The 24098-nt window shown below is 40.3% G+C and carries 26 protein-coding genes and 1 tRNA gene; 23 read left to right on the top strand and 4 right to left on the bottom strand.

The window, feature by feature from the left end; all coding sequences use genetic code 11:
- Window positions 1-41 precede the first annotated feature (41 nt).
- Together CL181_RS04090 and CL181_RS04085 are read right to left on the bottom strand one after the other, a co-directional pair.
- Window positions 42-386, bottom strand: coding sequence for a TipAS antibiotic-recognition domain-containing protein (locus CL181_RS04090; protein WP_097297969.1), 345 nt, complete (start codon window positions 384-386; stop codon window positions 42-44).
- A gap of 118 nt (window positions 387-504) precedes the next feature.
- Window positions 505-590: transfer RNA gene (locus CL181_RS04085), tRNA-Ser, on the bottom strand.
- A 157-nt stretch (window positions 591-747) separates the two neighbouring features.
- Here CL181_RS04085 and CL181_RS04080 point away from each other — a divergent pair.
- Window positions 748-1776: a DUF1786 domain-containing protein gene (locus CL181_RS04080; RefSeq protein ID WP_097297968.1), complete on the top strand. Its 1029-nt coding sequence runs from the start codon at window positions 748-750 to the stop codon at window positions 1774-1776.
- Between the two features lie 32 nt (window positions 1777-1808).
- Window positions 1809-3104, top strand: coding sequence for an MgtC/SapB family protein (locus CL181_RS04075; RefSeq protein WP_255251409.1), 1296 nt, complete (start codon window positions 1809-1811; stop codon window positions 3102-3104).
- On the opposite strand, the gene CL181_RS04070 is transcribed toward CL181_RS04075, so the two are convergent.
- Together CL181_RS04070 and CL181_RS04065 are read right to left on the bottom strand one after the other, a co-directional pair.
- Complete coding sequence (locus CL181_RS04070; RefSeq protein WP_097297967.1) at window positions 3101-4204, bottom strand: hypothetical protein; 1104 nt, start codon at window positions 4202-4204, stop codon at window positions 3101-3103. The genes CL181_RS04075 and CL181_RS04070 overlap by 4 nt on opposite strands.
- 39 nt (window positions 4205-4243) lie before the next feature.
- Window positions 4244-4480, bottom strand: coding sequence for a hypothetical protein (locus tag CL181_RS04065; protein ID WP_097297966.1), 237 nt, complete (start codon window positions 4478-4480; stop codon window positions 4244-4246).
- Window positions 4481-4622: 142 nt separating this feature from the next.
- Here CL181_RS04065 and CL181_RS04060 point away from each other — a divergent pair, with 142 nt between their 5' ends.
- The 21 genes from CL181_RS04060 (at window position 4623) to CL181_RS03960 (ending at window position 23732) form a co-directional block, all read left to right on the top strand.
- Window positions 4623-4859 carry an AbrB/MazE/SpoVT family DNA-binding domain-containing protein gene (locus CL181_RS04060; RefSeq protein WP_176505050.1) on the top strand — a complete coding sequence of 79 codons (237 nt, stop codon included), beginning with the start codon at window positions 4623-4625 and terminating at the stop codon, window positions 4857-4859.
- Window positions 4856-5263, top strand: coding sequence for a type II toxin-antitoxin system VapC family toxin (locus tag CL181_RS04055; protein ID WP_097297964.1), 408 nt, complete (start codon window positions 4856-4858; stop codon window positions 5261-5263). The genes CL181_RS04060 and CL181_RS04055 overlap by 4 nt, the downstream gene beginning before the upstream one ends.
- A gap of 62 nt (window positions 5264-5325) precedes the next feature.
- On the top strand, window positions 5326-5859 hold the full coding sequence (locus tag CL181_RS04050; protein ID WP_097297963.1) for a hypothetical protein: 534 nt from the start codon (window positions 5326-5328) through the stop codon (window positions 5857-5859).
- Window positions 5843-6499: a hypothetical protein gene (locus tag CL181_RS04045; protein ID WP_097297962.1), complete on the top strand. Its 657-nt coding sequence runs from the start codon at window positions 5843-5845 to the stop codon at window positions 6497-6499. The genes CL181_RS04050 and CL181_RS04045 overlap by 17 nt, the downstream gene beginning before the upstream one ends.
- Complete coding sequence (locus CL181_RS04040) at window positions 6480-6947, top strand: hypothetical protein (RefSeq protein ID WP_097297961.1); 468 nt, start codon at window positions 6480-6482, stop codon at window positions 6945-6947. Before CL181_RS04045 ends, CL181_RS04040 begins: the two co-directional genes overlap by 20 nt.
- On the top strand, window positions 6944-8155 hold the full coding sequence (locus tag CL181_RS04035) for a hypothetical protein (RefSeq protein WP_141398784.1): 1212 nt from the start codon (window positions 6944-6946) through the stop codon (window positions 8153-8155). The genes CL181_RS04040 and CL181_RS04035 overlap by 4 nt, the downstream gene beginning before the upstream one ends.
- On the top strand, window positions 8152-10824 hold the full coding sequence (locus tag CL181_RS04030) for a hypothetical protein (protein ID WP_141398783.1): 2673 nt from the start codon (window positions 8152-8154) through the stop codon (window positions 10822-10824). The genes CL181_RS04035 and CL181_RS04030 overlap by 4 nt, the downstream gene beginning before the upstream one ends.
- On the top strand, window positions 10821-11402 hold the full coding sequence (locus tag CL181_RS04025) for a sarcinarray family MAST domain-containing protein (protein ID WP_097297958.1): 582 nt from the start codon (window positions 10821-10823) through the stop codon (window positions 11400-11402). Before CL181_RS04030 ends, CL181_RS04025 begins: the two co-directional genes overlap by 4 nt.
- 409 nt (window positions 11403-11811) lie before the next feature.
- Complete coding sequence (locus tag CL181_RS04020) at window positions 11812-13362, top strand: class I SAM-dependent DNA methyltransferase (protein ID WP_097297957.1); 1551 nt, start codon at window positions 11812-11814, stop codon at window positions 13360-13362.
- Window positions 13363-13399: 37 nt separating this feature from the next.
- Window positions 13400-13696, top strand: coding sequence for a hypothetical protein (locus tag CL181_RS04015; RefSeq protein WP_097297956.1), 297 nt, complete (start codon window positions 13400-13402; stop codon window positions 13694-13696).
- Window positions 13693-14082 carry a DUF1016 N-terminal domain-containing protein gene (locus CL181_RS04010; protein ID WP_217993083.1) on the top strand — a complete coding sequence of 130 codons (390 nt, stop codon included), beginning with the start codon at window positions 13693-13695 and terminating at the stop codon, window positions 14080-14082. Before CL181_RS04015 ends, CL181_RS04010 begins: the two co-directional genes overlap by 4 nt.
- Complete coding sequence (locus CL181_RS04005) at window positions 14079-15530, top strand: RNA-binding domain-containing protein (protein ID WP_097297955.1); 1452 nt, start codon at window positions 14079-14081, stop codon at window positions 15528-15530. The genes CL181_RS04010 and CL181_RS04005 overlap by 4 nt, the downstream gene beginning before the upstream one ends.
- A 123-nt stretch (window positions 15531-15653) precedes the next feature.
- Window positions 15654-16538: a hypothetical protein gene (locus CL181_RS04000; RefSeq protein ID WP_097297954.1), complete on the top strand. Its 885-nt coding sequence runs from the start codon at window positions 15654-15656 to the stop codon at window positions 16536-16538.
- 202 nt (window positions 16539-16740) lie between these two features.
- Window positions 16741-17241, top strand: a complete 501-nt coding sequence (locus tag CL181_RS03995; protein ID WP_097297953.1) for a hypothetical protein — start codon at window positions 16741-16743, stop codon at window positions 17239-17241.
- Entirely contained in the window at window positions 17241-18524 is a 1284-nt protein-coding gene (locus tag CL181_RS03990) for a restriction endonuclease subunit S (protein WP_097297952.1), read from the top strand. Before CL181_RS03995 ends, CL181_RS03990 begins: the two co-directional genes overlap by 1 nt.
- 32 nt (window positions 18525-18556) lie before the next feature.
- A complete protein-coding gene (locus CL181_RS03985; protein ID WP_097297951.1) occupies window positions 18557-18781 on the top strand; it encodes an AbrB/MazE/SpoVT family DNA-binding domain-containing protein in 225 nt (74 codons plus the stop codon).
- The gene (locus CL181_RS03980) at window positions 18778-19197 is read left to right on the top strand and encodes a PIN domain-containing protein (RefSeq protein WP_097297950.1); all 420 of its coding nucleotides are present in this window, start codon (window positions 18778-18780) and stop codon (window positions 19195-19197) included. The genes CL181_RS03985 and CL181_RS03980 overlap by 4 nt, the downstream gene beginning before the upstream one ends.
- Window positions 19198-19338: 141 nt before the next feature.
- The gene (locus CL181_RS03975) at window positions 19339-19530 is read left to right on the top strand and encodes a hypothetical protein (RefSeq protein ID WP_097297949.1); all 192 of its coding nucleotides are present in this window, start codon (window positions 19339-19341) and stop codon (window positions 19528-19530) included.
- A 131-nt stretch (window positions 19531-19661) separates the two neighbouring features.
- The gene (locus CL181_RS03970) at window positions 19662-20042 is read left to right on the top strand and encodes a hypothetical protein (RefSeq protein ID WP_097297948.1); all 381 of its coding nucleotides are present in this window, start codon (window positions 19662-19664) and stop codon (window positions 20040-20042) included.
- A 67-nt stretch (window positions 20043-20109) separates the two neighbouring features.
- Window positions 20110-20673 (top strand): nucleotidyltransferase domain-containing protein, encoded by a 564-nt coding sequence (locus CL181_RS03965; protein WP_097297947.1) that lies wholly within the window; start codon window positions 20110-20112, stop codon window positions 20671-20673.
- 2 nt (window positions 20674-20675) lie between these two features.
- A complete protein-coding gene (locus CL181_RS03960) occupies window positions 20676-23732 on the top strand; it encodes a type I restriction endonuclease subunit R (RefSeq protein WP_097298024.1) in 3057 nt (1018 codons plus the stop codon).
- The last annotated feature ends 366 nt before the right edge of the window (window positions 23733-24098 follow it).

Below are 24098 nucleotides of genomic sequence, written 5' to 3'. Positions count from 1 at the left end.
CCTTTTCTTATGATATCAGACATCCATGTAGGGTTTGATCTTCATATCAGATCTTTTTCCATATCACAGAAATACGCAATCGCATCATGCATGAATAGATTAAGGCCTGGCCGATGCTTATTGTAATGCTCTGCGATTAGCGCCTGTACTTCTTTGTCCCGAATTCCCTTATCCATACTGCAAGCCAGCTTTTGTGTAAGCAGTCGGGCCCCTTCTTTTGTTTTTTCCATTTCTCCCTTTGTCATTTTTTGTACCCGCTTCATGCTCTGCTTGTATGCATCTGTGTTTCCCCAGCGCTGTTTTACTTCTTCGTGATATTGCTTGATGTCGTCATCTTTGAACGGATCATAAAGTTCTTGTTTTTTGCTTTTTTGTTGATTTAACATATGAATTGTAGATATCTGGTTTATTGATATTAATTTTATGCGCACTGAATGAGTTTGATATGCTTCCCATCAATATGTAATCAGGAGGGTTATTTGAAAAATCGCTATTGATACAGGACGACGAGAGGGGGACTTGAACCCCCGAGCTCCTTGCGGAACACAGGGTTAGCAACCCTGCGCCATACCGGGCTTGGCTATCTCGTCACTCCGACCTGATAAATTGCATAAGCAATATACATCATTTAGAAGTAGCTCTTGGGTGTTTCTGTATAACCTGTTTGCTATTTAACACTTTTTACATGAAATTTTATCCCAGAATGAGTTAACAATATAAATATAATCAAATCGTAGGGAATGTTCGATGAAGCTTCTTGCCATTGATGTCGGAATGGGAACACAGGATATTCTTCTCTATGACAGCCAGGAAAATATCGAAAATTGCTTTAAGATGGTGCTGCCATCGCAGACCCGGATCATCGCCCGGAGGATCATTGAAGAGACAAATTCAAAAAAAGATATTGTCCTTACGGGTGAAACAATGGGTGGTGGACCATGTTCAGCCGCAGTAAAAAGGCATTTAAAGGCAAATCTGGCCGTTTTTGCTACAGAAAGAGCAGCTCTCACCCTGAATGACGATCTTGAAAAGACAAAGGAAATGGGTGTTGTCATTGTAAAAGAGAATGAAGTAACCGAACTGAACGCCTCAGTTATCAAAATGTGTGATATAGATAAAGTCGCCCTTAAGGAAGCCTTTGCTCTTTTTGGTGTTCATGTTCCGGAAAATTTTGCCATAGCTGTCCAGGATCATGGATTTTCTCCAGCCAAAAGCAATCGCGTTTTCCGGTTTGAATATTTCAGAGAAATCATTGAAAAAGGCGCAACACTTGATTCTTTTGCATATAAGAAAAAAATCCCGGAGCGCTTTACAAGGATGATCGCTGTTGAGAGAACTTTGCCGGGTGCAATGCTAATGGATACAGGATTGGCTGCAATACGGGGAGCTCTTCTTGATGAGCGCGCCCGCGAGCCGCATCTTGTTGTAAATATCGGCAATGGCCACACACTTTCCGGGATCATTGATAATGGGAAACTCATCGCATTAATGGAGCATCACACACAGCAGATGACCTCAAGGAAGCTTGATGATTACCTGAGGCGATTATGTAATGGAACACTCGGGTTTGATGAAGTTTTTAATGATGGCGGGCACGGATGTTATGTGAAAGAAGCGATTGGCTTTGAAAATATCGGCCAGATATTGGTCACAGGTCCGCGGCGCAAGATCATGCGCGGCTCAAAACTGAAGTTCAGTTTTGCTTCGCCATACGGGGATATGATGCTTACTGGCTGTTTCGGACTGGTTGATGCTGACATTCATGAAAGAAATTAAGTATTTATAAAAGTATTAATATTAGATTACAAATGTTTGACCCGGTACCACAATTTTTCAATAATATGGATGTCAATTTTGATTTCTTTAAGAAATTAGCCCTGGCTATGCTTATTGGAATACTTATTGGCATTGAAAGGGAACACAGGCGGCCTGAGAAAATAGAATTGATCGCCGGGGTTCGTTCATTTACCATAGCCTGTATCGCAGGTATGATATCCTCATTCATTGCATTGAAAGTCAATCCCGGTATTCTTCTTATATCCCTTGCATTTTTTGCAATAATATCAGCATTATTTATATATATTAAAAATGTAGTGTTAAATGCGCCAGGTATAACAGGTCCAATTGCACTATATTGCACATTTCTTCTTGGTGTATTAATATCTTATGAACTATTCCTCCCTGCTATCGCCGGGGCTGTTATTATCACACTTCTCCTTGCAGAAAAACAACCTTTACATTCTTTTGCAACAAAACTCACGGACGATGAAATATTAAGCGCGGTCCGATTTCTCGCTGTTGTTTTCATACTCTTTCCATTAACTCCTGATGCAGTTTATCTGGGAGTCATAAATCCGAGAACGATCCTTTTAATTGTGATATTTGTTGCCACCATAAGCTTTGTCAGCTTTGTAATAATGAAAAACATGGGGTCGAAAAAAGGGATCCCCATTTCCGGAATGCTGGGCGGGCTTGTTAACAGCGAAGCCACAACAGCAGCACTTGCAGCTATGGCAAAAAATAGACACGAATTGATTGAATCCAGTTTTACAGGGATTATTTTGTGTAATTCTTCAATGCTCATTCGAAACCTCATAATCGCCCTGATCGTGGATCCGACTGGAAAGGTAGCCTTTCTGATGGCAATTCCCCAGATGTTTATTATTATTTACTCTGCAGGTGCAGTTCTGGGTTCAAAAGACAATGAATATGTTAGCGAATCGATCAAACTTCAATCACCATTCGCGCTTTCACCCGCAATAAGATTTGCTCTTGGCTTTACAGGATTATCTATCGTTTCAAAATATGTTAACCTCTGGGCTGGTGCAGCAGGTGTTTATGCTACTGCGCTGGGCGGCTTTATAAGCAGCGCCGTAGTAACGGCATCAGCAGCCGCGCTTGCAGTGAACGGCGATGTTTCATATAGCACAGGTGCGATAACTGCAATTCTTGCAAGCCTTGTAAGTACGGGGAATAAAATGTTGCTCGTTAAATGGTCGGGTCCCTCGATACTAAGCGATCTGGTCAATAAGACATTCACACGTCTCATTATTGCAGGAGGGATTGTTCTTGTAATATGGGGAGTGCTCATTACCTATTTTTAGCACCATGAAATTTTCGGAACAAGAATAGCACCCGGACCTGTGAATTTTTTTGGTATTTCGCGCCCAAGAATATCCATGGCAATTTCATAATTGCATCGCATTATCCTGTTCTTCTGAATAAATGGTTTCATTTTTTCAAATAGCCCGGTAAGGCTTATTTCCTGCATGGAAAAACCTGAAAGAGCCGGATCCATATTGTTTTTTAAACAATTAAAAATTGCAGTATAATCCACAGGCTCGCAAAGTATCACAATTTCAGATAGCTCTATTTGTGATCCCAATATTTTCATACATTCTGTAATATTTGAAAATTTAATTTCATCTTCCCGTATCTTATGATCAAGGAATTTTTCATGCGATTCTACATATATTTTCGCATGTTCCAATAAGCTTTTTACGAAATAATCTCTTGTTTTGTATTTAAGAAGTCTTTTAAGCCTGATCAGTAGCTCATCATAAAATTTTTCAGTTTCTTCATATGAGATCCCCACTCGCGTGGCATTAAATGAACTATGCCAGAGGCGTTTTGGCTTTTCACGAAGATTCATGATCTCATTGACTGCCCTTGCTATCTGCAACGTGAATTCCTCGACAAGGTTGAAAACTTCTTCATAAACCGGAATAAGTTCATCTCTTGATCTCATATTTAGCCCATAAAAAAGTACATTCAAAGGAAGGCGCTCTTTACTTTCTATGAGCCTGATATTCTTATAGATGATCTCATTTAAGTAAATCCTGTAAAGTGTTCTTGCAGGTTCGCTTATATCATTTGAGATGTTCTCATAATATTCCAGCCAGAATTCATGCGGTGATATAAGCCTTTTATTGTATTTATTTTCAAGCTCATAGAAATCTGTTGAAATATTAAGAAAAACCGCCTGCGGATCAATATTATTGAACAGGGAAAGGATCTCATCGTGAACTTTGTTCCCATTTATCAGCGCGAACCTCGCGCTTTCAGGAAAAAATCTCTCAAGTTTGAATGGATATCCAAGATGTTCTTTGAGGGCGGCGTCATCAAGACCGCTAAGCCATTCCCTCACTGCCGCATCATGTACATCCAGAACATTGATGACAGGTATAAGGAACAATTTTGGCATCAATACCTAAAATATGAGATTTATCTATACGTTTCTTATCTATACATTTGTTCCTTTACTCTCCAGGGCTTTTTTGAGTATGTTCTTAATTTCATTCCGGATATCAGACTCGTTCGAATTATCAATATACAAAAGCCCTTCCTTTATTTTTGAGGCATCGGGAGAACCATTTCGCAATTCAGATAACGCATTTATCAGGATATTTATATCCTGCACAGGTTGAGTTTTCCCTGTTATGAATACGAACGAATTTCCCTCTCGTTCTAACCGTACCATAGTCCTACCTCTTTATATAAATCATTGAAATCAGTACTTGCATCAAAGGTTAAATAATTATGTTATGATGAAAGGTGGTTTTTATCAGGAGGGTCTTCATGACACAATAAAGTTTTTATCGTATAACGTTATACGTTTAACTATGACTGAAGTTAAAGTCCATGAAAAATATCTTGTAGTTATTCCAAAAGATGTTCGTAAGGCACTGGGGATCAATATAGGGGAAACTGTGGAATTCGTTATCGAGAAAGGGAGGGCAGTACTTTATCCTCACCGTGGAAGTACCCAGTCTGTAAAGAGAGTTCACGGGATAATCAGGCATGAAGGCACAATAGATGAGGGTATTGAAGAAGGATATGCGGCTATGGGGGCGGAATGAAATACGTAGATACAAACATATTCATAGCCAACCTTATAGGGGATAACAGGCTGGGAGACGCAGCCCAGATGTACCTTGAAGCTGTAGCTTCAGGAAAGGAGACCGCAGCGACATCTGTTCATACAATGGTCGAGATATATGCATTCCTGAAAGGCAAAAAGCTTTCAGGACAAAAAATAGCAGGAATATTGAAAGAGATAAACCAGCATGGAGTGATGCTGCTACCCTTTAATCCGGAAATTTTCACAGAAGCACTTCCGATGCCGGATAAAGGCTGGAAACTGGGGGATGCAATTCATTATGCGACTATGGTCAAGAATGATTTAAATGAGATTGTTTCTGATGACGCTCACTTCGATGATTTAAAGGGTATTAACAGAATAGACCTTTTGAAAGATAGATAAATTCTTATTGTATCAGGCTATTTTGGCGGCAAAATCGTTTGAAAAATGAATAAACCTGCTTTATGACCCCTGATAATTTCCTTGATAATGACTCAGCTGCCGAAGGCCTGCCAATGCGACTTGTGGTTACTGTTATTCTTTTATCGGTTATTATCGGCCTGTCTGCAAAGGCTGTATATCTTTTCATAGACAATGCAAATGAAAAAAAGCTCAAAGGGCAGCTTGATCTGATCGATAAGCGCGCTTCTTTGATATATATCCAGGGAGGAGCGCAGGATATCGATGATCCTGCAGACTTCTCAGGAACTGTGGAAAACATACATGTAGAAATACCGGATAATGCCGCATTTGTTGTTTTTGGGGGAATGCCTACCACTGATGGTAATGTTAGTCCTCCGGAATCAGGAAATCTGCACACTGATAATGTATTCTATTATGTCCTGAATGACGGCCGGGTGCAAACAAGATCATCGATCGCCCGTTTTTCCTCAAACACTACGGGATTGGACAGGCCGTTCGTGCTTTATCCCGGAGAGTATGACCTGACGATGGAACTTGTAAAAAACAAAAACGGTACCTATGTCAAGATCGAATAAAACCGGAAGATTTGCATTTTTCATACGAAATGATAGAGCATGGGCTGATTTTTTTATTACGCGGATCGGATTGATCCTTTTTGCAGCAATACTGCTTCTTGCAGCTTTTAAAATATACCCGATGTTCCAGGAGCGGGAGAGCAGGTTGGATCTTGATACCATAGCCTCTGATATAACCTCAAAAATAGAAGCTATTGACAGTATTACTATACCGGGATATAAATACAACTATGTTTTCGAAGAGAATAACAGGGATATGAGAATAGAAATATCCACGGAATATATTACTGTACACTCGAATCTTAGCTCTCCCATATGGGGAGACAGGGAACTGATACATGCCGAACCTGTGATAACGCATGTCTATCCCCCGAACAGTATTTGGAGCAATACATCCGGTTTTCGAAAATATGTAAGCGATGCGATAGGTGGCGGAAGAAATGGGGACGTATCAAGTCCTCTTGATATTGAGGTTGATAAACAAAAAGTGGACACGATATTTGAATCAACACGAAAAGAGCTTGCTGTGAGCCCTTTTATCCCTGACCTTAATAAGCCTTTGTTCATCGAAAAGGTAATAATCCATTATAAGAATCAAACGGAAATTCAAAAAAGAGATTATGTCTTCGTTTACCAGTGATGAAAAAGGAATGATAGAGCCATATACTGAGCTTCCAGCTATGGCTCTGGCTGTTGTTGGATTTATTGTTTTTATCGCCGTCATTACCCAGGCTTATACGACATACCAGGAAAAATCCTTCATCGCAGGGCATTACGAGGATGCAGCAAATCTTGCTAAGAAGCTTGGCAGGGATAGTGCATTGACTGGCGGCTACCCTGGTGTGATTGATTCGGAAAAAATGGAAAAACTCGACCCTGCTGAAATATTCCAGCAATACGGCTCTTATTACAATTTCATGTTCAAGATCGATTCAAATTCAGAAAACAGGGCATATAACATCATTATCAAAAACCCGGACTTAAGCGAATCAAAGATCGGTGTCTCTGCTTCAATACCAGTAACGGTCAGGTTCAATGATGTAGAAGAGCAGCCAGGTATACTTACTGTTAAAATATGGAGAAAATGATGATGAAAGTGAAGCAGAACAGGAAGGGGAAGAGGAAGAACGGTTTTTATAAAGATACAGGGGGTTTCTCTACAACTTTTGATATATTCCTGTTCCTTATCATGATCTCTATTTCAGCAATGATACTTCTTCCGTCAATAACAGGCAACACCCAGATCAAATCGGCGCTTGAATCAAAGAGCCAGGAGAATTCGGGGGATACACTGCTCACGCTTCTGAATGGAAAGGTGTATGAATTTGAATACATAGTAGCAGGCGACCAGCTGGATGCAGTTGCCGGCCCATTGAATAATTCCCCGGTTTTTACAACGGGTAAAAAAATAATCGCGGGAAAAGAATTAAGACATAAGACTTTTTCTGATATTGCGGCTGAAAATGCGGCAGTGCAGTGGGTTATTTATTACAATGGGACAAGAACACAATTGAATTTCATGATGACAAATTATTCAAACAGTTCAAAAAGTATCATGAAAAATTATCTTGATGAGCAGATCGGGGACAGGTATGGTTATAATTTCACAGTATTGTGGCGGCCTTTTACCGGCGTACCCATCGGGGGAGACCTGGATATCGGGGAACCTGTACCTGATAATGCATACGTGGAATCAGCATATATCACGATGCCTTATCATATCGTAATTTCACGAAAACAAGTGGAGGATATTATCGAGAATAATTTCAATAACAGCAGGTTCGGAAACTTTTCATTTACACTGGAAGAATTGAAAAACAATGAATCGGCCCGGAATGTGATAGAGATGGAGATCTCTAATAAAATAAATAATATAATTAATGATACAGTCGATGATTCCGTTGACCTGATAGTAGATCAAAAGCTGGGCCCAGTTCTTGATGAGTCCAGGAACAAGATGATCGAAGATGTCAATGGCCTCCTGCTGGATTCTGAAACATCCTTTAACCAGGAAATAAATGACGGGATAAATAATACACTGAATAACGTGAGCGCCGACTTATCAGGAACAATGGCAGATAAACTCAAAGATTATCTTAAAGTAGCTGCAAAAGAAGAAATACAGGCTGCAACCGGTGAAGAGATCAGATCATTCTCTACTGAACTTGCGGATATGTATGTGAATAATGCCATCACGATAGTTGAGGCAAAAGACAGGATCATTATTGAAGTTTTTTCACGAATAAACATTAATCGCGCGCAGGCGACATTGTCTTTATGGGAGAAAAGGAAATGAAAATGAATAAAACCCGTTTCCTCCGCGATGACTCAGCCCGCGTTCCCTTCGTTGTTATCGGCATATTCCTCGTAATCCTGTCCACCATCATCTCACTCAATCTCACACGCATGGATATAAAAATGGCAAAGACCATGTCATCAAATATTGAAATATCAGCACCGGACCAGGCGCTGGCATATGCAAAGGCAGACCTGAAACGTGCTTTAAACTATGCGGCTATGGAAGCACTCAAGAAACTTGGAGAAACACCTGTTATCAACCCTGATAATACAAGCCAGTACTACAACGGAACAAACGGTGACACTTATAAATTCAACATGAACTGGGCGCGAGCCATGACAAATCAAACATTTGATGAGTATATGGTATCAAACTACATGTACGATACTTTCACATACGGCAAATATTCAGTGAACGTGGAACCTCCTGATTCATGGGAAAAAATAACCATTACTCCGATAAGAACAAAACTCAACAGGACTATACGTCCGCCGCTATTTGAACCTGGAAAGAATGGAAATGGTTATGAGACATACTGGAAAGTATCCATACCTGTGAAAATTCATCTTAATGATCTTGATATGAAATCAGAACTTTTGAGCGAGAACACAATCGTGGAAACACTTATCACATCCAGATATCCGCTTTTGCATGATCTTACTGAAGAATACGAACAAAGAGTTAACGGTACAAATGCAGTGATGACCGAGACAACTGCGTTTGCCATGGCATACACATGGGGCCGGGGATATATGCAATATGGAAAACACACGCCTCTTAACATTGTTAATAATACGCACCTTTCCCTGATCCTTAACGGGGCACTGCTTCTTGACCAGGGTTTTGTTTTTAACTCAATTGACCCGATGAGCCTTGTTGAATATGCAAACCAGACCGCATACACGATTTCGGGAAAGAAAAAGAAATACGAGGATGTGATGCTTGATAATAATTCTATCAAAGTTGACCCGAAGGAGGATGCGTATAATTCAACTGATGATCCTGATAAGGCAAAGGAAGAATCACAGAAAGGAAAATACGATTTTAATACCACGGTTATTACTGATTACCTCAACAATGATTCAAAGCCTGAGGGCTCGATCGTGAACAAGAAGATAAGCGCTGTCATTATCCCGGTTTACAGTACTTTATTTGCAACAGGTGTTGCAAGGCAAACAACGGATTATCCTGGATCTCATGACGGATATGAGGAAAGTGACAGTATTGAGGAATGGGGCGAACCTGACAGCATGACGCAGACAGGAACGATAGCAAAAGACTCGTATATTCCCGGAAACCTGTATGGTGAAACCTGGGAACTCACATGGACGCGAAACCATGTCTGGAGGCACACGTACTGGATCACGGTATCTTGCGGGGCAGGTTGTACGAAGCAGGTGCCGCAGTATAATTATATGACCACTACTGATTCGCGCATGGATAGGGTCGCGATCACGTTGAAGGCTGTTGAGAACTCGAATACCAATATTAATCTTGATTTTGCAGGGAAATCTCTTGCTTCTAAGAACGATTTGCTCGGGACTTATGTTTCAAAGAATGTGACATACGGATTGAATCTCTTGAATGGGGTTGATTACATAGACCCGAATCTTGAACCTGCATACCTGCAATACAGGAACATTTTCGATTCTAATAAAATATCGAACCTGAAGAACATGGGCTTAAATGGTGATACTGATGGAAAATCGTTTACAGTGGATGAACCTTCATGGGTCTCTGGGGAGTCGCATTATGCGGTTGATGATATTACTGAACGGATGAGGAATGATATTCATCTTGACCCTGATATCAATTATGAGAATTATCCTGTTCCTTCTGACCTGATCAATGCTGCGCGGGATGACCTGATTGGGAAGATTTCTGTGAGAGAGGCGGGGTATGTGAATAGGCCGGATTATTATTCAGGGAAATATAATAGCGCAGGTGCAAAGGTGATTTCTGTTATCCGGGAGTGGTATGTTGACCAGGTGAAGTACCAGATACGGGAGAAGTTTTCTGAAGGGAGTAAAAGGATTGATGATGAGATTAAGATTAACTTTTCCGAACCTGATAAAGTGAAGCAGGCAAACCGTGATGCTACAAAGTTCCTGTCTCGCGGGTTCAAGCTGCCTCTTGCTGTGAGTATGAGGGCATATCATGTGGATGAGAATGGGAATATTTATGAGCCAGGGAAGCTTCAGGCGTGGAATGAGAGCGTGACTTTGTTGATCAACCAGGAGCCGAATTTCTTGGATGCGGAGATGCCATACGGTGAGGAGCAGCTTTATACGTTGAAATTGAGGAATATTAATTTGCTGGGAGGAAATGGAGTTCATATTCTGCCATCTCTTGAGCCGTGGATCGCGACTTTCAATGCATGGTCTATTGATGTTGAGGGTGAGTTCGTGAAGTTTGAGGTGCAGGATGTGGATAATGAGGTGCATCCTGATCCGATATTCGGACATGAGGCGCAGGTGTATGTGAGACAAGATGTTCTGGATGTGTATGATCCTGTAACAGGTTTATCTATTGGAAGCAATCTACCAATTAAATTCAATTTTACGACAGGAACTTTCATAGTTGTACCTCCGGGTAAAGTTGATGGAGTAGGGGACAAAGATTGGGTAATTATCGAAGAGTCCACAGGATTTAAGGTGAAAAAATGAAATTTAAAATATTAATTCTAATTTTAATATTATTATTTTTAAATTTTGAAATTGTGGCAGGTGCAGAAAATAAATATGGTAGTGTTAGAGCGTGGTTTAATGGAGAAAATGCAACCGTAAATGGTGTTCAATTAAAGATCGGAGAACCCATAGAATTGAAATTGGATGTATTATCAAAAGTTAATGGACATGTGTCGTTAAAATTAAAAGAGCCAGGAGTAACTACTGCTTATGACGTTTTAAGTGGACCTAGTAAAATAGATGAAAAGATATCCAATTTAAACATAGAGTCTAATTGGTCTAAAACATATACATGGTCACTAGCTCCGAATGGAGCATGGAAAAATGGAAATGCACCCATAAATATAATTGTTCAGTTTCATGATCTCAAAACTAAGAATGATGAGATAATCCAATTCACCATCGTCAACCCCTACATCCTCGATGAGCAGTACACCGTCACCGTGCCTGAAAAGACCCCCTCCCCTGCGGGAACTTCGGCGAAGGCAACACCATTCCTTCCGGTTATATTCACGGTCAGCGCACTTTTGCTTGCATGGCGCTTGAAAAAATCGTAAGATGGAGCTTACAATTAACACATTCAGTCAACATTGCTTTACCGCGCTGGGGTTGTGAACCCCAGACCCCCCGATGGAAGCGCCGCCACTGGCGGGTTTAACAAGATATCACCGGTTGCATAATATCACAAATATCCCAACTTGCACTGTATGATAATCCATTATCGTCAGGCCAGTTATCTTTTCAGTAAATTAAACTTTGACGCCATTTATAATTCAACTTCAGTATTCTTGTCATATCTACCGTATTTTTTAGGAAACAGTCATAGACAGCCGATTCTGGTAAAAATTAGATTTCAGAAATTTAATTTATACAAAGATTTTATTATTATCTAAACTATATAGGGTTGTGGTTTTATGGTGATAGAGGACAAAGGCGTGAATTTGATAAAATAAGAGGGCACCAAAAATGGCAAAAGGTAAAACCAATGGCAATGGCGCAAATCTGGGTTTTGAAGAAAAGCTCTGGCAAACAGCCGATAAACTGAGAAATAACATGGATGCTGCCGAATATAAGCATGTGGTTCTTGGTTTAATATTCCTCAAATATATCTCTGATGCCTTTGAAGAGAAAAACCAGTTTTTGACCAGAGAATCTGTCCTTGGCGCAGACCCTGAAGATCCTGACGAATACAGGGCAGAAAACGTTTTCTGGGTTCCAAAAGAAGCGCGGTGGGAGCATCTAAAGAAAAACGCAAAGCAGCCAATCATCGGCAAAATTATTGACGAAGCTATGGATGCTGTCGAAAGAGATAATCCTTCACTGAAAGGTGTTCTTTCTTCCATGAATTATGCGCGGCCTGCTCTTGATAAGCAAAGGCTGGGAGAGCTGATAGACCTCATAGGCACGATTGGTCTTGGGGATTATGAAAGCAGATCCAAGGACATCCTGGGGCGGGTCTATGAATATTTTTTAGGACAATTTGCAGACGCAGAAGGCAAGAAAGGCGGGCAATTCTATACACCGAGATCAATAGTCAAAACCCTGGTCGAGATGCTTGAGCCGTACAAAGGACGTATCTATGACCCATGCTGCGGTTCAGGCGGCATGTTCGTGCAGAGTGAGAAATTCGTGAAGGCGCACGAAGGAAGAATTGGAGATATCGCGGTTTATGGACAGGAATCAAACCGGACCACCTGGCGCCTGTGCAAGATGAACCTTGCGATCAGGGGTATTGATGCAAATGTGCAGTGGAACAACGAAGGGAGTTTCCTGAATGACGCTCATAAGGACCTGAAAGCGGATTTTGTGATCGCCAATCCGCCTTTTAACGACAGCGATTGGAAAGGTGAACTTCTTAAGGGAGATATCAGATGGAAATTCGGAGTCCCACCCACAGGGAATGCAAACTTTGCATGGGTGCAGCATTTCATTCATCATTTATCGCCAACAGGTATTGCAGGGTTTGTGCTTGCTAATGGCTCGATGTCTTCAAATACTTCGGGAGAAGGCGAGATACGAAAGAATATCATCGAGGCTGATCTTGTTGACTGCATGGTGGCGCTGCCATCGCAATTGTTCTACAATACCATGATCCCTGCCTGCCTCTGGTTTGTTTCGCGGGATAAGAAAAACCATAAATTCAGGGACAGGCGCGGAGAAGTTCTTTTTATTGATGTGCGAAAGATGGGAGTTATGGTGGATAGGAGGCACAGGGAACTAACTGATGATGAAGTCCAGAAAATAGCCTCTACATATCACGCATGGCGCGGGGAGGGCGGGAAGTATGAGGACGTGGTGGGGTTCTGCATGGCGGTTAAGCTGGATGAGATCAGGAAGCATGGGCATATCCTGACGCCGGGGCGGTATGTGGGCGCGGAGGAGGTTGAGAAGGATGGGGAGCCTTTTGAGGAGAAGATGGCGAGGCTGACGGGGGAACTGGCGGGGCAGTTCAAGAGGTCGAGAGAACTTGAAGGGGAGATAGGGAAGAATCTTGCAGGGCTGGGATTTAAGGTTTAGATTAAGAATATGAAGCTTTAAATGGAGGTTGTTGAAAATGAAAAAAAAAGAAAAATATCTTGAAGATGCAGATATCATTCTTAACCTTAATGATGTCACTGTAAATAGTCTTGATTCTTTTCATAGTTCCGGCTGTTCTGGAAGGGTCTCTTTTGAAATTAATTGCCAGACCAAACATGGCTATTGCGAAGACCCGCGGTTTTTAGGCAAAATCAAAATGGATGATAATATTTCTACTTCTGGAATAGTGGGTATGTTGTCCCCACAATTTGAGATGTTGCCCTGGCGCATCGGCGCCGACAGGGGTGGGTACCGGGAGGTGGCAGGGGGATGAAAAAGATTATGAACTCATCTGTACCTGATTTTAGTTATTTAGAGGTATTAAATAAACTGAAACATCGAATAAAAACAGCACAGGTAAAAGCTGCCCTTTCAGTAAATGCAGAAATGATTATTTTGTATTGGGAGATCGGGAAAACGATATCTGATAAGCAGAATAATGAAGGGTGGGGTTCCAAGATTGTTGACCGCTTATCACATGACTTGAAAATAAGTTTCCCGGAATTGAAAGGATTTTCTCCGAGGAACCTGAAATATATGAAAAAGTTTGCTGAAACTTACTCCGACTTTGAATTTATGCAGCAACTTGCTGCACAAATTCCATGGTTCCGGCGCATCGGCGCTGACAGGGGCGGGTACTGGGAGGTGGTGGATAAATGAAGGAGCGAACAAATCAGTTCATGGATCAGAAGGAATTGTTCGACCGGTTGGAAGAACTTGAATGGGAAGATTTCGAGGTGAAAGAGGCGAAGACTTCCATTCCTAAAAGCAGTTTTGAAACGGTCAGCGCATTTTCGAATACAAATGGTGGCTGGCTTGTTTTTGGAGTAAGTCAGGTTGACAAGACCTTCAAGATCATTGGTGTTGAGGGTGCTGAAAAGATCGAGCAGGATTTTACAACTACCCTTAGAGGGGAAAAGTTTAATCAAAAGATAAAGGTCAGGTGTGTAAAGTACAATATTGATGGAAAAATCGTTCTTGCTTTCTATATTCCTGCATCTGAACAGAAACCTGTTTATTTTAATTCAAGAAAAAATACGTTTATCAGAACCGGTAGCGGAGATCAGCAGGCAACGGATGTGGAAATTGATGCAATGTATCGGGATTCTGCTTTTGGTCTGAAGGATAAGGAACTGACAGATTTTACAATTGATGACCTGGATGGGAAAACGATCTCAGATTATAGAACCTATATGGAGAATGTTAATCGGGAGCACAGGTATAATAAACTGTCGACAATAGAACTGCTTGAAAAGCTGCAGGTTGTGGTAGATAGTAAAATCACAATCGGTGGCATGCTTGTCTTTGGCAGGGAGGACAATATCAATCGTATGCTTACAGATTTCAGGGTTGATTATCTGGAGATTATGGGAACGTCCTATTCTGATGCGCCGACACGGTACAGTTACAGGCTTTTTGAGGAAGAGAATCTATTCAGGTTCTATTTCAGCATATTTGAGCGCCTGATGAAAAAGATCGATCTGCCTTTTACATTGAGGGCAGACGGTTTGGCAACTGATAATCTGCCCCAGCTTGTCGCTATACGGGAGGCGCTGGTGAATCTTTTGATGCATTCTGATTATTTCAGCCCTATGAAACCCAGGATCAGGGTTTTCCTTGACAGGATCGAATTCTTAAACCCTGGAAGTCTGCCCAAGGACATAGAATCCATCATGAAGGAAGATTTCACTATGCCAAGAAATCCTATTGTTACAAGAATTTTCAGGGTCATAAAACTTGCTGAGAATGCAGGTTCTGGTTTTGATAAGATGATCAATGGCTGGAAAACGTATTATGATGAACCAGTGGTTTCAGGTGGCATTGATTTTTATAAGATTACATTCCCATTAGTTAAGGCTGGAGAATCTTCGGAGAAAACTTCGGAGAAAACTTCGGAGAAAACTTCGGAGAAAACTTCGGAGAAAACTTCGGAGAAAATAATTCTGCTTATAAAGGAAAATCCAGCTATCAGTGCAAATGAGATTGCAGAAAAGATGGGCTTATCATCACGGGCTATTGAGATGCAAATTGCGAAATTGAAAAAAGACAATATTATTAAACGAATCGGACCTGATAAAGGTGGAATTTGGGAAGTGGTGAAAAAATGACGGAGCAGACAAAGCATTTAATAAAAAATTGGATAATATCGAAAAGGAGGAGTACCAGAAAGCAAGAAAGAAGTTTGGCGTAATAACATCTCTGGATAAGCCCGCTTCAGGAGGAATACAAAAATGAAATTAAGTAAAGAAGACACGGATCTATTTTACAGGTTAATCTGGTCGCTTTTGTTTTATACAAACCAGAAATTCCATGTTATTAAAAATCTGAAAGAACCCATGTTAAAGAATGAGAAACCTGAAGATATTTTTAATCTTCATGAGAAGCTCTTCACTAATCCTGAACTTATCGATTCTTTTGCTGCTGAAAATCCATTTAGCTTCACTCATGAAGAGCTTGAGATAATAAAAAGCTGGAAGAAGTTTGTAAAAGGTAAGTTCCTGATAGTTACTCATTTAAAGAACCATACTATCTTTTTAACTACAGAGAAAGAACAGAAAGCTTACGGTGTTGTTGGGCTGCGCGATGAAATCAAGGATGTAATGCCTCCATTTCTACCTCAATATGTTAATACAATCCTTCTTCAATTTAGGGGAAAAATAACATACTGCGGGCAAATCAGCTCTTACGGGATACTTATTGGCCCTAATATGAGGCGGAGTATTCAAGATGAGTACCAAAAAACAAAAAGCATGTTCGGCATAATAACATCTCTGGATGAGCCTGTTGTGGAAAAAAAGGAATCTGATGAAGAGCTTCTCAGGTATTATTTGAGAAGCGCTGACCGCAGGATGGAATATGGAGGAGAAATACATAATATCCTGGAAAAGAATCCGGCTCTTAAAAGTGTGTATTCTCTTGAGATCGGCAGGGCATATGCAAAATATGCCGGAAAAAAATTAAGCGAAATCGATTCATTAACAGCATGGTTTGCGGTTTTTGAAGAGATCATTATTGCTTCAGGGCAGAGCGAGAAAGAAGCAAGAGAGCGGGCATATGCTGTTGTCCAGCAGGATAAAAGAGCAGGTGTGCATGTTTTCAGGCATGGCAGGAAGTGAGAGATGTTCGAGTTTGAGAATATAGGATTGATTCATCGCATCGGCGCTGACAGGGGCGGGTACTGGGAGGTGGTGGGGGGATGAAAAAACAGATAGGCGAGAAAAGAATGTATAAGAATTTTTTTGGAAGGGTTGGATATGGATTTTGTAACCCAAATCAAAGGAGACAAACTCAAAATATTTTTTGAAATAGGAAGTGAAAATGATTCAAGATGTAATTAATGAAATATTTTTTCAATCAATTGGCAGATTTTGGCCGTGGCTAAGGAAAAGGATTTATCGAAAAGATAAATTTGTAAAAGATATTGAATTTGATGTGAGAAGTAGTAATCCTCTCACGTTTATCTTAAATTCTCAAATACCACATGCAACACTATATCTTAAGATAATTAATAAATCCCAGTATCTTGAAATTACTTTTGATAGGGCTCTTCTTGAAATTTGGATTAGGTCGGATAGAGGCGAACAACCAGTTATTTATCAGGGTAAGATGATATCGCGTAAAAGAATTGAAAAAAAGGGAACAGCGGAGTTATATTGGACGACAGAGTTAAATGATTATCAAACTAAATTCTTAAAAACTATCAAAGATAGTAGAGACTTATCAGCAACAGTCACAATAAATTATGATATTAATTCTGACCTATACGAAATAAATGATCAGATTACGTTAGGAAATAGACAATGTAAAATAGAAGGATAATGAAGCAAGAGTTAAAGGAAACTGAGACCGAAGACATTTCGGATGATTGGCAAGTTGTAAAAGTTAAAGACGTCGCCAGAATTAATGAATTATCAATATACAAGAACTATCAATATGATCTGATAGAATACATAGATATTTCATCGATAGAAAATAGACAAATTTTGAACACACAAAAGTTATCTATTTCTGAAGCACCAAGTCGAGCCAAAAGAATTGTAAGAGATAATGATATTTTAATTTCTACCGTCAGACCAAATTTAAAACATTTCACATTTATAAAGAAAGCAAAGGAAAATACAGTCGCATCTACAGGTTTTGCAGTAATAACATCTTATAAAGCGAATCCGCAATATTTATACTACTATCTGACAACCGACCAGTTTACAAATTTTCTTACACAAATCGCTGACACTCATACTTCTACCTATCCAGCATTCAATCCTGATGTTATAGAGAATGCAGATATACTTTTACCTTCTGAAGATGAACAAAATAAAATTGCTAATACCTTGGGCGCTCTCGATGAAAAAATCGCCCTCAACCGCTCGATGAACTCCACCCTCGAAGCCATCGGGCAGGCGCTTTTCAGGCTCTGGTTCGCTGATTTTGAGTTCCCGGATGAGGAGGGCAAGCCCTACAGGTCGAGTGGCGGGGAGATGGTGGAGACGGAGCTTGGGGAGGTGCCGAAGGGGTGGAGAGTTGGGACGCTTGGAGACATCTGCGAGATTACAATGGGACAATCACCGCCTGGCGAAACTTATAATGAAATAGGGGATGGATTACCATTTTATCAAGGAATCAGCGATTTTGGCTTCCGATTTCCAAGTAGGAGGGTTTACTGCACAGTGCCAACCCGCTTTGCTGAAGAAGGGGATGTTCTGTTAAGTGTTCGTGCGCCTGTTGGAACTTTTAATATAGCAGATGAACGATGTGCAATTGGGCGAGGAGTTGCAGCGCTTCGCTTAAAAGGAAAGCATTCTGGATACCTCTATTATTTGCTTCATACTACTCAGACTGGATGGAATAAATTTGAAGCAGAAGGAACGGTTTTTGGCTCGGTAACCAAGTCAGACGTACATGATTTTAAGGTTATTTTACCACCTGAAACTCTACGTAACTGGTTTGGTTCATTAGTCCAAACATTGGATAAACAGATAACAATCAACGAAAAACAATCCCGCACGCTCGCTGCAATCCGAGATGCCCTTCTCCCGAAGCTGATGTCGGGCGAGATTCGGGTGAATACGATAAAACATATATCTATGTCCAACGTAGTCTAACATAGTACAACTGAATCGACCATGGTGAAACAATGCAAAAAATAAGGATGAGCAGAAAAGGGCAGGTAGTCATACCTGCTCAGATCAGGAAAAAATACAAATTGAAAGAAGGGCATATGCTATTTTTAGAGGAAGAAGAGGGTAGTATTAAATTAATGCCGCGGACAAAACTCAGATCACTTTGCGGAACCTGGCCGGATCTTGATATTAAAGCTGTAACAAAAGAAATAATAGAAGATCGCAAGAGAGATCGATGAATACAGTCCTGGTAGATACTATGTATATTGAGGCGATGCTCTGCAAAAATGAGCCTCCATATACGGATTTTGCGGATGCCATAGATGATGGAAAAATTATTGGTATTGCTTCAACGGTCTCACTTACAGAATTGATCAAGAATCTTGGTATGAAAGATTCAAATCGGATGAAAACTACGGTCAGGCAGCTTAAATCATCCGAGATCGTTCTAGTTAATGTAACTCAGGAAATTGCAGCGCGTGCAGGAGAGTTGCGCCTGAGATATGACATACCGACAATTGATTCGCTGATAGCGGCGACGGGCATAGTTGAAAATGTCAGGCATATTTTAACAGATGATGATCATTTTAATCCACTTGTAAATTTATTAAAACCAATCGACATGAAGCAGGCTTTGAAACTGGCGAAACGATAATAATATGATGCAACTCAGGAGATTAGTTGTTAAATCCGCGATGCCCTCCTCCCGAAGCTGGTGTCGTGTGAGATTCGGGTAAACGTGGGATGATTATTTCACAAAGGGAAGTTTATTTATAAATACGGTTTATTAATAAATATGTCCAGAAGCGTTCAAACCAGTCCATTGGTACGAAAAAAGAGTCATCATATAAGGAGTGCCATCAGACACAAGCGCATCGCGGATGTTGTGGGTTTGCGAATACTTGCAGATGAAGACTGGAAAGAAACAATGGCGGAATTATGGAAAATAAGCAAGGATACGCTCACTCGGCTTGAAAAAGCATATTAGCAGGATTGAAAAATTGAAAATTAAGTAATGATAGAGGGATTAACGCGCCATACAAATTTAATTCTATTTTCCAGGAATATATTGATATTGTAAACAGGACTGAAGCAGGATTAATTTCAAAAAAAGAGACTTTGGAACCTGTACTTGATAAATTACTCTCAGAATTTCCAGACAAAGAATTCTCTGAATTGTATGATACTTATTTGGAATGGGACGATACCACACGATTATGCCTTGATCTTTTATCTGGAAAAAAGCAATATGAACTCATTAAGGAACTCGAAGAATTATTATGGGAAACATTTTCAAAAGGAGTTCGAATGCGGTATAACAAGAATATACCGGATTCCGAAATCATAGAATATGAATCCGAAATTCGAAAGACTCAAATGCATATTGAAAATATTCGAAATTTTCTTCTCTCAGAAAAATATACAGCATCAGGTAAAGATGAAACACTCGTTAGACAGTTAATGAAAAAGGCATATGAAATGTCTGTAGAGGCAAATTGATTGCTTTATTTTCTTGGAATAGTTTTTTATACTGAACTTGCGTTTAATATATTGAACGGTGGTTCATTTGATTGAACTATTCAGAACATATGTAAAATGGAAAATCCTGGCTCATTTCCTTGCAAATCCAAATACCTCTTTCCATATTAAACAGCTTGCAAGGATACTTAATGTCAGCCCTGCAAGCGTGAGCGGTGCTGTAAAGTCCTTCGAGGAATACGGGCTGCTGTCTAAGGAAGAAAAAGGCCTGGCTCATATTTACAGGCTGGATTCCGATAATAGCATGGTTGAGCCGCTGAAAAAGGCATACGGTATTGCTTTTGTGCTATCCTCAAAACCAAAAGAGAAATTCCTTGAAATTGACTCGAATATAATTTCCCTTGCTCTTTTTGGAAGCTATGCAAAAGGTAATTTTGACGAAAAAAGTGACATCGATTTTCTGATTGTGACATCTGCAAGGAAAGAAATATTCATACAAGCGGCAAAACGACTTGAGGAAGAACTGGAAAAAGAGGTAAGTTTATCTGTTTTAAAATTATCAGAATGGAGAGCTATGGCAAAAAAGGGTGATGCATTTTATAAAAGGGTTGTTGAAAATCACATCCTGCTCAATGGAAGCGGTATAAAATGAAAATGACTGAATCAGAAGTCGAAACCGCAGCTCTTGAGATAATTTCAGAAATGGGATACAAAATCCTTTATGGACCTGATATTGCGCCTGATGGGATCTCCCCTGAAAGAAAAAGCTATTCAGATGTTGTTCTTGTCAAACGGCTAAGAGATGCCGTTAATCGAATCAATCCCGATATACCCGGAGAAACAAGGGAAGAAGCCGTGAAAAAGGTATTACGAACAGAAAGCCCGCAGCTCATCACTAACAACCAGAACTTTCATAAGAAGCTGGTTGAGGGACTGGATGTTGAATACAGGCGAAAAGATGGAAGCATTGCGAATGATAAGGTCTGGATCTTTGATTTCAAAAACCCGCACAATAATGAATTTCTTGCTGTAAATCAATTCACTGTTATTGAAAACAACAATAACAGAAGACCTGATATAATCCTTTTCATAAATGGCTTGCCTCTCGTTGTCATTGAACTGAAAAATCCCGCTGATGAAAATGCAACGCTATGGACTGCTTTTAACCAGCTTGAAACTTACAAGAACCAGATCCCGACGCTTTTCCCTTACAATGAGATTATGGTTATAAGCGATGGAATAGAAGCAAGATCAGGAACTATAACCTCTAACAAAGAGAGGTTCATGCCCTGGAAAACGATCGAGGGAAAAGAAATTGCACCTTCGGCTATGCCGCAGTTAGAAGTTCTTTTTCAGGGGATGTTAGATAAAAAAATACTGCTTGATCTGATAAGGCACTTCATAGTTTTTGAGCAGGAAAGACAGGATATCCATAAAAAACTCGCTGCATATCATCAGTACCATGCTGTGAACAAAGCGCTTGAAACAACATTCAGGGCATCAAGCCCACAGGGAGATAAGCGCTGCGGCGTTGTCTGGCATACACAGGGTTCTGGAAAAAGCCTGACAATGGCTTTTTACACGGGAAAACTTGTTCTGACATTAGACAATCCCACGATCGTTGTATTGACGGACAGAAACGACCTTGATGACCAGTTATTTGGTACTTTCAGCCGGTGTCATGAACTTCTAAGACAAAAACCGGAACAAGCAACTTCAAGAGATCAATTAAAGGATCTTCTCAGGGTTGCATCAGGGGGTATAGTCTTTACAACGATACAGAAATTCTTCCCTGAAGAAAAAGGTAACAGATACCCCCTGCTCTCTGAAAGAAGAAATATCATCGTCATAGCGGATGAGGCGCACAGGAGCCAGTATGACTTTATTGATGGGTTTGCCAAACACATGAGGGACGCCCTGCCAAATGCCTCATTTATCGGATTCACAGGGACGCCCATCGAAAAATCAGACAGGAGCACACCTGCCGTATTTGGAAATTATATCGATATCTACGATATAGAGCAGGCGGTTGAAGATGGCGCAACCGTAAGGATTTATTATGAAAGCAGGCTTGCAAAACTGGAATTAAAGCAGGATGAGCGCCCCAAGATCGATCCTGAATTTGAAGAAGTCACAGAGGGCGAAGAAGTAGAGAAAAAAGAAAAGCTGAAAAGCAAATGGGCAAGACTTGAAGCAATAGTGGGCAGTGAAAAACGCATAAAAATTATCGCAAAGGACATTGTAGACCATTTTGAGAAACGGCTTGAAGTCCTCGATGGCAAAGGCATGATAGTCTGCATGAGCAGGCGCATATGCATTGACCTTCATAATGAGATTGTCAAATTGAGACCCAAATGGTATGATCGGGATGATGACAAAGGAATTATTAAGGTTATCATGACAGGTTCTGCAAGTGATGATCTAAGCTGGCAGGAACATATCCGGACTAAACCCCGGCGAAGAGCTCTGGGAGACCGCATGAAAGACCCTGACGACCCTCTTAAGATTGCGATAGTGAGGGATATGTGGCTAACAGGATTTGATGCGCCAAGCCTTCATACAATGTATATCGATAAACCAATGCGCAGTCATGGATTGATGCAGGCAATCGCCAGGGTGAACCGTGTTTTCAAGGATAAACCTGGAGGACTTGTTGTTGATTACCTTGGAATAGCTGATGAATTGAAGAAAGCACTATCGGAATATACTGAAAGCGGTGGAAGGGGTAAAACCACACTGGATAAAGAAGAAGCTGTTGCACTGATGCTAGAAAAATATGAATTGACGGCAGCTTTATTCCATAGATTTGATTATACAAAATTCTTCACAGCATCGTCAAGGGAAAAAATGTCACTTATCCCTGCTGCTATGGATTTCATAATAAAGCAGGAGAATGGTAAAGAAAGATATTTAGAATATGTAACCAGATTATCACAGGCGTTCGCTCTTGCTGTCCCGCATGAAGAAGCTTTAAGGATTCGTGATGAAGTTGGATTTTTCCAGGCGATAAGGTCAGGGCTTATTAAAACCACAGTAATTGCAGGTAAAACACAGGAAGAACTGGACTCTGCTATAAGGCAGATAATCTCCAAAGCTATTGTCTCAGATAAGGTCATTGACATTTTTGATTCTGTCGGATTGAAAAAACCGGATATCTCAATATTATCCGATGAATTTTTAGAAGATGTTAAAAGGATGCCTCATAAGAATCTTGCTTTTGAACTGCTCAGAAAACTCCTGAATGATGAAATAAAAACTCGATCAAAAAAGAATCTGATCCAGAGCAAATCTTTCGCCAATATGCTTGAAAAAGCTATCAAAAGATACCAGAATAAAAGCATAGAGACCGCGCAGATCATTGAGGAATTAATAGAACTGGCAAAAGAGATGCGTGAAGCAAGACTCAGGGGAGAAAAATTAAATTTAAATGATGAAGAACTTGCTTTTTATGATGCCCTGGAAGTAAATGATAGTGCAGTAAAGGTTCTGGGTGATGAAAAATTAACAATCATCGCAAGAGAACTTGTTGATACTGTACGAAATAATGTGACAATCGACTGGACATTGAAAGAAAGTGTCCAGGCAAAACTTAGAGTTATGGTAAAAAGGATATTAAAGAAATATGGTTATCCTCCGGATAAACAAAAGAAAGCAACAGAGACCGTGTTGGAACAGGCAAAATTAATATGCAAAGATCTGGCTGAAATGTGAATGTTTAACACGAAGCAACTAAATGACAACGCATGCAATGGAAGAAAAATGGTTAAACAAAATGTGGGAATAAATTCCAAAATGATATAACATAAAAAATGTCCAAAAATGCCGGGGTTGGCCTTTTCCCAGTCCTCTCGTTTATGAGGACATGCCTCTTCTTTTTGTTGTCCATGTAATGCCTGACGGCGCGGGTTTGATGTGGGGTGATTGCCTGGGGGCATATCGGCGCTAGGAAATTTCGTTGTCATTTGATTTTGTTCCATCAACCTCAACTTGACAGAACCGTTCCAGAGAAAGATAAATATAATAGTCTAATCTATTTATTGCCATTATGATAGCTTCAAATAACTTGAAATTATTTTA

Source organism: Candidatus Methanoperedens sp. BLZ2 (assembly GCF_002487355.1).
Taxonomy (GTDB): domain Archaea; phylum Halobacteriota; class Methanosarcinia; order Methanosarcinales; family Methanoperedenaceae; genus Methanoperedens.
Note: the sequence above shows the minus strand (reverse complement) of the source record. Positions and strands in the feature narration are given on the sequence as shown.